The sequence below is a fragment of the Magnetococcales bacterium genome (genome assembly GCA_015231175.1).
GTDB lineage: Bacteria > Pseudomonadota > Magnetococcia > Magnetococcales > DC0425bin3 > HA3dbin3.
Genome location: JADGBZ010000107.1, coordinates 1 through 8,827, shown reverse-complemented (window position 1 = coordinate 8,827; position 8,827 = coordinate 1). Strand labels below are relative to the sequence as shown.

Below are 8,827 nucleotides of genomic sequence, written 5' to 3'. Positions count from 1 at the left end.
GGGCGCTGCCCCAAACCCCGCCAGGGGGAAGGGCGCAGCCCTTCCTCCTGGACCTCCATCCCAGTCTTTCAATAATTTTTTTCTGCGTCTTTCAAATCACTTCAAAACACCCACCCCGTACCCCAAACGTCGCCATATCCCCCCTCGGCCAGGCGATATCACCGGTGTGACAAGACGTCAGCAACAATTGACACGCCTGCTCGGCCAAGACACCCACAAAAAGCGCAAAACCCACCCGATCCAACTCGGCAGCCGGGTCGTCCAGCAAAAAAATGGGGGACTCCGCCAAGGTCTCGCGCAGCAGTTCCGCCTCCGCCAGTTTGAGTGCCAGGACAAAACGTTTTTGTTGACCCTGGGAACCAAATTTGGCCAACGAACGCCCATCCAGACGCAACAGCAGGTCATCACGATGGGGGCCTACGGTCGTCAGGCCGGGAACCCGGTCCTTTTCACGACTTTTGATCAAAAGTTGCCGGTACAGGTCAGCAGCCTCCTCCTGTGTGGCCCAGGAGGCGGCACACCGGTCCAATTGGCAACTCAGATGGGCCGTAAAATGGGTGTCGGCAACGGCCAATGCCTGGAGGAAGGGGGTCAGGCGCGTGGCAAGGTGGTCCAGGACAGTACGGCGATTCAGGGTCACACGCGCCCCCAGAACAGCCAGGCGATCCTCCCAGGCGTCCAACTCCGCGCTGTTGTGAACGGCACGTTGCAGCAACACATTCCGGGCACGCAGGGCCAGGCGATAGTCGCGCATCAGGGGAGCATGCTCGCGTTGCCGGGAAAAGACCAACCAATCCAGATAGGCGCGGCGCTCCGTTGGACCGCCCTGCACCAAACGCAAAGTTTCCGGGGTGACGATCACCGCCGCCAAGGCCCGGCCCATGGCCGAGGCCGCAGTCATCGGTTTGCCATTGAGCCTGGCCGTTTGCCGATCATGATACCCTTTAAATTCGATATGATGCCTCAAATCTCCCGCCCAGGTCCGCCCCTCCAGACAAAAGCAGGGTTGCCCATGGCGACGCAAACTCGGGGATGGGGCATGACGAAAGGATCGCCCTGTGGCCAACAGACCTACCGCCTCCAAAAAATTGCTTTTGCCTTGGCCATTGTCACCAATCAGCAGGTTCAAACCCATGCTGAACTCCAGCTCGGCCCGAGCGATATTGCGAAAATCCTGAATACGCAACGCAGCCAGATGCATCAGGTTCGAGACCCCAAGGAAAGACTGTCGGGGCTTTGCCCCGGACCCCACCAGAACGGTGTCTCTTTTTCAGACGCGCATCGGCATGAGGACAAAAAGAAAATGCCCCCGTTCGACGCTGGTGACCAGGACGGAGGCATCGTCATTGAGAAGGTGAAAGCGGACTGTCTCACCATCCATACAGGAGAGGATCTCCTGGAGGTATTTGGCATTGAATCCCAGATCGAGATCGGGTCCAGTGTAGGTAGTGCCGGTGGAGTCCATCTCTTCGTTGGCATCTTCCTGTTCCGGATTGCTGGTGGTGACCCGCAGACCGTTGGGGCGAACCTCCATGTGGATGCTGCGTGATTTTTCATGGGATAGAACCGACATGCGCCGCACAACGCCCAGGAGAACCTCCTTGTCGGTGTCGAGGTGGTGGATGTTTTGTTCCGGAATGACCCGTCGCCAGTTGGGGAAACGCCCCTCCACCAGTTTGGTGATCATGGTGATATCCGGCATGACAAACTGGAGAAATTTTTCTCCCATGATCAACTCGGTCTGGCCTTGAATCTCTTCCAAAAGCTTGCGGGCTTCGATCACCGCTTTTCTGGGGATGATGACACCACGCGGATCCAGGTTGTCACCAGCGATGGGCGTTTCGGCCATGGCAAGTCGGTGCGAATCGGTGGCGACCATGCGCAGAAAAGCCTGCGGAATCTCCGGCGTGGCGGGATCCAGTTGCAAAAAAATACCATTCAGGACAAAACGGCCATCGTCCTGGGACATGGAAAAGTGGACCTTGTTGAACAGGCTCGCCATGACCAGAGATTCCAGGGTGATGCGCTGATGGCCATCAGGCTGGGGAATGGCAGGAAACAGCTGGGCCGCGATGCCGAATAAAGTAAATCGGGCACGCTCCGAGGTGACGATGACCCGTTCACCGGTCGCCTGCCGCAAACGGACAGCCCCGTCCGGGAGTTCCCGGACAATTTCATACAATTTTTTGGCTGGGAGGGTAATCCCGCCGGGTTCAGTCACTTCGCAGGCCATGGTGGAGCGCAGGGCGATCTCCGTATCCGTGGCGGTGACAGTCAAGGTGTTGCCGTCCACTTCCAAAAGAACATTGCCGAGAACGGGCATGGTGTTGCGCCGTTCCACGACGGACTGGATGCGGGAGAGCGCCTTCAAAAATGGTTCGCGTTCGACGTGAAAGTCCATACGGTGCCTCAGTTGTTCTCAAAAATGGCGATAAATCAGCGTAACGACTCAAACCCTTTCAAGAAAAGCCTGGATACGGAAGCCTTCGTCAGGAGTTCGCCCCGAACCCTTCCAGGATGCTGTCCAAAGCCCTGCCCGGGCGCCGGCGCCCTGGACCCCGATGCGTTGCCGGGGTGGTAAATAGTTACAAATCAGCAGCGTCGTCACCGACGAAGCATGGTCAGGAGAGAGTCCAACTCCTCGGCCAGATTGGGATCGGTGGCCTGCTTTTGTTCGATGGAACGAACGGCGTGCAAAACAGTCGTGTGGTCCCGGCCACCAAAATGCTGGCCGATCTGCGGATAGGAGTGGCTGGTCAATTGTTTGCACAGGTACATGGCCACCTGGCGTGGATGACTGTACATCCGGGTACGTCGGTCCGAGAGAAGGTCTGCAAGTCGGATCTTGTAGTAGTTGGAGACCGTTTTTTGGACGTTGTCGATGGTGACCACCTTGTCGTGTCCCTTGACCAGGTCGCGCAGGGTCTCCTTGACCAGTCCCATGGTGATGGGCTTGTGGGAGAGCGAGGCGAAGGCCGTAACCCGGATCAGGGCCCCTTCCAACTCCCGTATGTTGGTCTGGATGGCGTCGGCCAGAAAAAAAGCGACATCGTTTTGCAGGTCCATGCCGACCATGACCGCTTTTTTCTTCAGGATGGCGACCCGCGTTTCCAGGTCGGGCGGGGCAATGTCGGCGACCAGACCCATGGCCAGGCGGGAGCGCAGACGCTCTTCCAACTCTTTGATGTCAGCGGGAAAACTATCCGAAGTAAGAACAATCTGGCTGTTGTTTTCATAAAGCGCATTGAAAGTATGAAAAAACTCTTCCTGAGTGGATTTTTTGCCGGCAATGAACTGGATATCATCCACGAGGAGCAGGTTGACGGAACGGAATTTTTCCTTGAAGGCCATGATCCCCTGGTTGCGCAGGGAGTGGATCATTTCCGTCATGAATTTTTCGGAGGAGATGTAAAGAACTTTCAGGTCGGGGCGGGTTTGTGCCACCCGGTTGCCGATGGCCTGCATGATGTGGGTCTTGCCCAGGCCGACGCCGCCGTGAATGAACAAAGGGTTGTAGGCACGCGCCGGCTGTTCGGCGACCCGTTCGGCGGCGGCATGGACAAATTGATTGCACCCTCCGACCACAAAATTTTCAAAGGTGAACCGTGCATCGAGGACGGTCCTTTCCAAGGTATGCACGAAGGTCGGAGATTTCCCGGGCGTCGGCTGGGAGGGGGGCGCAATTTCCGCAACGGGAGCGGTTTTTTCGGCGCCATCCGCGTCCGACTTTGCCGGTTCAGAGTCTTTGGCATCGAGGCGGTAGGAGATCTGGACATGGTCTCCGGCTTCACTGGCGAGGCACGACTCCAGAATGGCCCCGTAGCGCTTCTGCACCACATCCATGATGAGCTGGCTGTCCACCAAAAGCTCCAGTTTTGCATCGGCAACCGGAGCGGCTGGACGCAAAGGCTTGATCCAGGCATCAAAAACCCGAACCGAAACCTGCTCCTTGATTGCTTCCAGAGTCCGTTCCCAGAGTTGATCGTCCATGGCCTGGTTTGTTTGTTTTCCTGTGCTGGCAACGCATCCGATGATGCCCGGGATGGTGGACACAAGCGCCCCCACCTTAAACCCGGCATTTTAACACTCTTATCGCGATGGCAGCAACGAAAAACCCCCGGCATGCTGGTCAGGAATCGGGGTCCAGGGGGCTGGCTCCCTGGCGGGTCAAGGGCAGAGCCCTTGAGGGGTCCGGGACAGCGCCCCGGCACGGTCTTGGGCTGCGCCCAGTGCGCCCCGAATGGCTGATTATCCCAGCACCCCACAACAAAAAAGGGAGGAGCGAAACGCTCCTCCCTTTTCCTTACTCACTTCTTCAACCAACTACAGCATCAATTACAGCGTGATCAGAAGGCCATCTTCACGGCAGCCTGCACCGTGTGCATGGTATCGGAATCGGTGACGCTCACGACCCGGCCTGCACCATCTTTCGCTTTGACGGCAGAGCCACCCAACAGCAGCGTGGTTCCTTTGTCGATTTCGGTGCTGAGCATCAAGCTGCCACCCCAGGCACTCTTGTAGACGGCTTTGGTGCCGGCCACCGGCTCACTGTCGACGACCTGAGCGTAGTCAAGCATGGGGTTGATCTTCCAGCCACTGGCATTGAGGATGACGCCGGCGCCCAATCCCCACATATTCTCGCTGGCGGAGGCGATGGCATTGTTGTTCGTTGCGGCGCTGGTCGCAAAAGCGCGGTTCGCGAAGGTGCGCATCAACTTCACGGCGCCCGGCCCGCCTTGATCCCAGGTGTCAGACCACACCTGGTTGTTCGGGGTGATGTTGGTAAAGCCAGAGCTGCCGTAGAAGCCATAGCCCTGCCATCCACCGAACCCGGTTTTGCCATCAAGGCGCACGGCGCCCAGGAATCCGCCGCGCTCAAGCTGACGGGAGATGGCATCCAGGGTGTTGTTGGCATAATCCGTCATGCCACTTTCCCAAATCAGGGTACCGGTTGCATTGACACCGTTAAATTCACCGCCCGCCGTGCCAGCCAGCCAGAAATCGGTCGCCCGGCCATCCGTCACGCCACGGGTTCCGTCGCCGAAAACGCTGATAAGACCATCCTTGCCGCCGTAGAAGTAGGCGCTGGTCAACTGATAGTTGACATTCTGGAACTTGCCGAGCAGGGAGAGGACATACAGATCTTCGTCATCCCGGTCGGCGCCGCTCAGTGTGCCACCAACAGCCGTTCCACCGGCACCCAGGCCCATTGTCCTGTAGCCGGCAGCCTTGCCACTGACGTTGTCCTCACGCACCCGCACATCGGCGCCAACCAGCGTGAGGTCACCGAACGATTTGGAGAGCAGGATGGTGGCGAAGCCGGTCGTGTCATCGTTGACCAGAATGCGGTCATTCAGGGAGATGGGCATGAAACCAACTTTCACCCCAACGGTATACGCCTCGGTCTCCAACCAACCCTGCCGGATATCCCAGGTGCTGCCGCCCTCACCCCGAGCTGCTGCGGCACCGGTCACCGTAGACTGTTTCACGCCGGCAACACCCACGGTCGTGGCAGCAGTCGTAGCCGTGGCAGGTACAGTGGTCAATGTCCCGTCCGTGGCGCTCAACAGCACGCCACCGCCATCGGGGTCACCGGTGAGGTTCAGGTTGCTATCTGCACCTTCAAGTGTGTTGTCAAAAGCCCGGACCACCATGTGGGCATGGGTCTTCGGGCTGGCAATCATGTCCATCTTCAACTGCAACCGATGCCGCCAGTATTGCTGATCATCGGTCCCCGGAGCGTCTTTGGTGACGGTCTTGTCCGAATCCTGCATACGGAACATGTAGTACCCGCCAATCTTCATTTCGCCAGCGCTGGCGGGATTCGGTGCAACTGCCAGGGCTGCCAGGGCGGCGGCGCCCAGTACCAGAGCCTTTTTCATGAAATCTCCCTCCTTACGTAAAGTGAACCACGTCGTGTGGTCTATTTTCTTCGACCTGAAGTTTTGATCCATTTTGTTTCTTTTTCCCTTCCCAGGGACCGTCAGCGCGCCATCTGTCCGAGGCTTGCTGTTTTGCCACACCCGTGTTGCATATCAGCAACACTGTGGACACTCTTCTACATCAACCCAAAAAAGCCGTCAAGAAAAAAACACGAAAAAATTTACTTCAGGGTGTTTTTTCCTCTTCCCTGTCACCCAAAGGAACCAGCCGACCAATCAATTCCTTCATATCCTGTAGCGAGACAAACTCCAGAATCACTTTGCCCCGACCACGAACCTGGGTTATGGTGACCTTCGTTCGCAACTCCGATGCCAACTTCTTTTCCAACAATGCCAGGGCCGGATCGCGCCGCTTGTTGCCACGTTTTTTCTTTTCATTTTCATCGACAACAGACTGTGCGACATGGGAAACAAGCTCGCGCACCCGGCGTTCCGTTTCCCGCACACTGAGGCCTGCTTCGGCCACGGCAGCCGCCACCTCCGTGACATGGGCGCTCCCTTCCAATCCCAACAGGGCGCGTGCGTGCCCCTCGGTCAACCTTCCTGCCGTGACCAGATCCAGCACATCCTCAGGAAGTTTAAGCAAACGCAACGTGTTGCTGACACCCATGCGGCTGCGTCCCACCCGCTCGGCAATGCGGACATGACTGTAGCCGAATTCGTCCACCAGACGCTGATAACCCCTTGCCGTATCAATGGGATTCAAATCCTCGCGCTGCACGTTTTCCAGAATGGCCACCTCCAGGGAGCGCCCATCATCCAGTTCGTGGACCAGAACCGGCACCCGCTCCAGACCCGCCAGCCGCGACGCCCGCAAGCGGCGCTCCCCTGCCACCAACTCGTAAAACTCATCCATGGGATTGCTGCCGGGCTTGATCCGGACCAGGAGAGGCTGCAACACCCCGTTGGCACGGATGGATTCCGCCAAATCCTCCAAGGCGCCCGGATCCATGTGCCGGCGCGGTTGCCGGGGATTGGGTTCGATCCGCTCCACCGGGACTTCACGCACCCGCCGCCGTCCGACTTCCGCCACCGAATCCCCACCCAGCAACGCCCCCAAACCCCGCCCAAGTCCCATGCCTTCAGCCATGATCCTGCTCCTTCAATCCTCGGCCAGCCAAAATTTCCTGGGCCAATCCCAGGTAGGCCAGCGCACCCGCCGACCGCACATCGTACCAGACCGCCGGCTTGCCAAAACCCGGCGCCTCCGCCAACCGCCGATCCCGGGGAATGACCGTGGCAAAAACCTGGTCGCCAAAGTGTTGTCGCACCTCCTCCGCAACCTGTCGGCTCAACCCCGACTCCGCATCGTACATGGTCAAAACAATTCCAGCCAATGTCAGCCCGGGATTCAACCGCTCGCGAACAATCTCCACCGTCCGTATAAGTTGCGCCAACCCCTCCAATGCATGAAATTCACACTGAAGAGGAGCAAGCACCCCATCTGCCGCCACCAGGGCATTCAGGGTCAACAATCCCAGAGAGGGTGGGCAATCCAGCAACACCAGGTCGTAGGCAGAACACCCCGCCTGCAAGGCGTGTCGCAGGCGAAACTCCCGCTGGGGCACATGGACCAGCTCCACCTCGGCGCCACTCAAATCCGGCACGGATGCCACAAGATCCAAATAGGGGGGCGCCACCCGGCGCACCACCTCATGAACCTGCCTCGCTCCGCTCAATAAATCATACACCGTACCGTGACCCATCGTTTTCTCGGATCCCAGCGCCGTCGTTGCGTTGCCCTGCGGATCACAATCCACCAGCAAAACCCGCTTCTCCGCCGCCCCCAACGCTGCCGCCAGATTGACTGCCGTGGCTGTCTTTCCCACGCCACCCTTCTGATTGGCCACCGCCAAAATCCGTCCCATCAAGACTTCTCCAAAAACAAAAAAAGCGTGGTATCCGTACAGCTCCCACCAAAATAAACGATTGAAAAACTGGTCCAAGCTTTTTTTGAACGAGTGTGTCATTTTAACCACACCCACGTCACATTCCGGTCACCCCCACCCAAGCCCCTTCCCAATCCGTCAAATTTTTAACATCATAAAATAAACTTTCTGTTGCAACATCGCCTCACCATGGATCAGCGCCGCTCTACCCGGATCAACACATTCGCCTCACCCAATTCGACAACCTCCGGCGGCGCATACGACCGGCTGACCGGATCCTGCAAATAATGCGCAACGTCCTCCGAATACCGCCGCCCCTTGAGGGTCAGATACACCCCCTTTTCCCGCAACAGAGGCAAGGCCAGGCGCGCCCCCAGAGCCAAATTTCCCAACGCCCGGGAGAGCGCCCCGTCGTAAGGCCCCTCCGCAGTCAAACTCTCCGCTCGGGCATGCAGTACCCTGACCCGCGCCACCAACCCCATGCGGGCCACCACATGTTCCAAAAAGCGCGCTTTTTTTTGTACGGACTCCACCAAATCCATCCTCTGGTCCACCTCCCCACAGGCCGCCAGAATCAAGCCCGGAAATCCGGCTCCCGATCCCAGATCCGCCACACGTTCCAGCCCAACCATAAATCTTGCCAAAAAAAGTGAATCCAACATGTGCCGCGTCAACAGGTGCGCCATGCCACCCGGACCAATTAGATTGATGCGCTGGTTCCACAACTGCAAATCCGCTACGTAAATGCGCAACGCACTTTCCTGTTCGGGAGTGATAGCCCTCCCGATGACCTCACCGGCCTGTTGCAAAAACGCTCGCCACGCCTGCTCGTCATGATCATCCAAGGAAGTTCTCTGCATGGGGTATTGTCTTCATGAACGGGTACCCTATTGAGGCATCTCTACACTCATTCGTGCGTTGTAACGATTTACCACCCGGCCACGAATCGGGGTCCAGGGGGCTGGCTCCCTGGCGGGTCAAGGGCAGCGCCCTTGC

The 8,827-nt window shown here is 58.0% G+C and carries 7 protein-coding genes; all 7 read right to left on the bottom strand.

What is annotated here, in order from left to right; genetic code table 11:
- Positions 1-91: 91 nt before the first annotated feature.
- On the bottom strand, positions 92-1,201 hold the full coding sequence (locus tag HQL63_15030; GenBank protein MBF0178138.1) for a DNA replication/repair protein RecF: 1,110 nt from the start codon (positions 1,199-1,201) through the stop codon (positions 92-94).
- Positions 1,202-1,270: 69 nt separating this feature from the next.
- Positions 1,271-2,401 (bottom strand): DNA polymerase III subunit beta, encoded by a 1,131-nt coding sequence (locus HQL63_15025; GenBank protein MBF0178137.1) that lies wholly within the window; start codon positions 2,399-2,401, stop codon positions 1,271-1,273.
- A 203-nt stretch (positions 2,402-2,604) separates the two neighbouring features.
- The gene (gene dnaA / locus HQL63_15020; GenBank protein MBF0178136.1) at positions 2,605-3,990 is read right to left on the bottom strand and encodes a chromosomal replication initiator protein DnaA; all 1,386 of its coding nucleotides are present in this window, start codon (positions 3,988-3,990) and stop codon (positions 2,605-2,607) included.
- 356 nt (positions 3,991-4,346) lie between these two features.
- Positions 4,347-5,882 (bottom strand): hypothetical protein, encoded by a 1,536-nt coding sequence (locus HQL63_15015; protein MBF0178135.1) that lies wholly within the window; start codon positions 5,880-5,882, stop codon positions 4,347-4,349.
- A 226-nt stretch (positions 5,883-6,108) separates the two neighbouring features.
- On the bottom strand, positions 6,109-7,032 hold the full coding sequence (locus tag HQL63_15010) for a ParB/RepB/Spo0J family partition protein (GenBank protein ID MBF0178134.1): 924 nt from the start codon (positions 7,030-7,032) through the stop codon (positions 6,109-6,111).
- Positions 7,025-7,810, bottom strand: a complete 786-nt coding sequence (locus HQL63_15005) for a ParA family protein (GenBank protein ID MBF0178133.1) — start codon at positions 7,808-7,810, stop codon at positions 7,025-7,027. The genes HQL63_15010 and HQL63_15005 overlap by 8 nt, the downstream gene beginning before the upstream one ends.
- Before the next feature lie 215 nt (positions 7,811-8,025).
- On the bottom strand, positions 8,026-8,691 hold the full coding sequence (rsmG, locus tag HQL63_15000) for a 16S rRNA (guanine(527)-N(7))-methyltransferase RsmG (GenBank protein ID MBF0178132.1): 666 nt from the start codon (positions 8,689-8,691) through the stop codon (positions 8,026-8,028).
- Between the last annotated feature and the right edge of the window lie 136 nt (positions 8,692-8,827).